This is a genomic window from Protofrankia symbiont of Coriaria myrtifolia, assembly GCF_900634755.1.
GTDB classification, from domain to species: domain Bacteria; phylum Actinomycetota; class Actinomycetes; order Frankiales; family Frankiaceae; genus Protofrankia; species Protofrankia coriariae.
The window spans coordinates 3,816-6,320 of record NZ_CAAAFS010000066.1 but is presented as its reverse complement, the minus strand read 5'-3'; the positions used below and the strand labels follow the sequence as shown (position 1 = coordinate 6,320).

The following is a 2,505-nucleotide window of genomic DNA, read 5'->3' as shown; positions in this document are numbered from 1 at the left end:
AGCGACCACAGCCCCCGGCCGGGCTCCCTGGCCCGCTGGACGAGCAGCAGCGCGCCGGCGGCATTCATGATGATCGCCCCGACGCACGGGACCCTTCGTTCGGTCTGCTCCAGCGGCACCCGATTTCCCGTCATCCGGCGAGTCCGATCGTCCTGACCGGCATGGACCGGTCATCGTGACCCGGTGTCATACCAGCCAGCTGTTCCCGTATCCACAATGCCGGCGGACGGCGGTGCCGGGCAAGCTCATCCCCCGACCAGTTCACCGGCCCGTCCACCGGCTCATCCGTCAACTCGTCTGTCGCACCGGTGCCCGCGTCGGCCCCGCATCAGTATCGTCGCAGGTCAGAACACGCCGTGGATCTTGGTTGACGAGTTTCACATGGCGCTCCCGGTAAACCGCCGGTAGGCCGACCGTTGGAGGCGAAGTGACCGCGGCTGTCGGCCGACCCCCCGTGGCACGCAACGAGCACATGACCTTCCGCGCCAACATGGGTGTCGGCCGGCACGGATGGCTGCGGCTCACCCCGGCCTACGGGGTGCGCCTCGTCCGGGAGAGCATTTCGCGCCTGCCGGCGGGCTCGGTCGTCACGGACCCTTTCTCCGGGACGGGCACCACTCCGCTCGCCGCCGCCGAACTCGGCCGTTACGGGCAGAGCGTCGACGTCAACCCTTTTCTCGTCTGGCTCGGCCGGACCAAGGTCCGGCACTATCCGCGTGAAACACTGCTGGCGGCCGTCGACGCCACACACGAAGTCGTCAGGACGGTCACCCAGACTGATCGCGACGCCGTCCTGTGGCAACCCGACATCTTCAACATAGAACGGTGGTGGACGCCCGGGACGCTGCACGCGCTGAAAGCGCTGCGGGCGGCGATCGACACGCACGAGGGAGCGGTTCGCGACCTTCTCGAGATCGCGCTGTGCCGGACGCTCATCGCGCGGAGCAACGCCGCGTTCAACCATCAGTCCATGTCCTTCCGGACGCCGTTCGAGGAGTCCGCCGGGGCATCCCCGAAGGATGTCGGTGACGGCGCTCCGGCACTGTTCGACCAGGCCGCGGCGGAAGCGGCGATCTCGGCGTTCGCGCTGGAGATGGACGCGGTGCTCCGGTCCGCCGCGTGCGACCTGCCGGGCTCCGCCGCAATCCACCAGGGCGACTCCCGGACGAGAATCGACCAGCTGAGGGAAGCGGACCTGATCATCACCAGCCCGCCCTACGTCAACCGTATGTCGTATGTCCGGGAACTACGCCCCTACATGTACTGGCTGCGCTTCCTGAACCTCGCCGGTGACGCCGGGGACCTCGACTGGCGGGCCATCGGCGGGACGTGGGGCACCGCGACGTCGAAACTGAACGGCTGGCGCCCCGAGGTCGACACCCCCGTGGACGACGCCATGGCCGCTGTATGCGCGAGAATCGCGGCGGACGGCGGGAAGAACGGCCCGCTGCTCGCGACCTACGTGCACAGGTACCACCACGACATGTGGCTGCACTTCCAGGCCGTCACACCGGCCGTGAAACGGGGCGGCGTGGTCTCCTACATCGTGGGGAACTCGACCTTCTACGGCCACGAGGTCCCTGCCCACACCTGGTATGCCACCATGCTGCGCGCCCTCGCCTACACGGACGTCGAGATCAGCACAATCCGCAAACGAAACTCGAACAAATCCCTCTACGAATACAACGTGAGCGCCCGCCGCCCATAAACCCGTCATATTCTGCCCCCACGCCCGAGCGAGGGCCAACAAGGACAGCGACAACACCAGTCCGCCGCCCCACGTACTCCAGTTTCTATACCCTCATGACCGGGCTGGGGTTAGTGAGGGCATCCCCTGCGGGACCCCCACTGAGCCGGGACGATGCTGTCCGGTTGCGAGGACCTGCCACAAACGATCTCGACAGAGATCGAAATCCGACCATCTCCATAGATCGACATCTATCCTGAGCTGCGCGCACGAGCCCGTTGATGATCAACAGAACAGCCCGCCGAACGATCATCCATGCGGCGGACGGACACCGAGACCACCGGCCATGAAGATCGGTTCATCTGTCGACCACGATCCGATGGCGACTGTCGATGTACGCTCCGTTCAGACGGTTCGGGCGGCCATGCCGGAACAGCGAACGTGTCCGGACCATCCGGCCGGGATCATCCGTCCGCAGGATTATTGGTTCAGCGATATCGAGGAGGCTCGGTCGTGCCGCGGCTGGCAGATGGTGGTGCTCGCACCGATCCTCGGTTCGGGGCCGGCCTGCTGTCCGTGCAGGATGCCGCCCGCTGCCTGGCGCTGCCACCACGAACATTCCGCCGGTGGGCCGTCAGCCACGACGGGCAGCCTCTGATACACGTTCTGCCCGCCGAACGGCCGCAAGCCCGTGTTCCGTTCATCGCCCTCGCCGAGGCTCATGTCCTGACGGCGCTGCGCCAGGCCGGGCTGCGCATCGCGAAGGCGCGGCCCGCGCTCAAAGCCCTCCAGCGGGAATTCGGACGCGACTACGTCCT

General features: G+C 66.7%; 1 protein-coding gene and 1 pseudogene. Both read left to right on the top strand.

The annotated features are described in order from the left end of the window. The first annotated feature begins 427 nt into the window (after positions 1–427). Positions 428–1,708, top strand: coding sequence for a DNA methyltransferase (locus tag CM1CMNOD_RS03880; protein ID WP_013872362.1), 1,281 nt, complete (start codon positions 428–430; stop codon positions 1,706–1,708). 492 nt (positions 1,709–2,200) lie between these two features. Continuing rightward, positions 2,201–2,505: pseudogene (locus CM1CMNOD_RS21470) on the top strand (hypothetical protein); the annotation flags it as partial.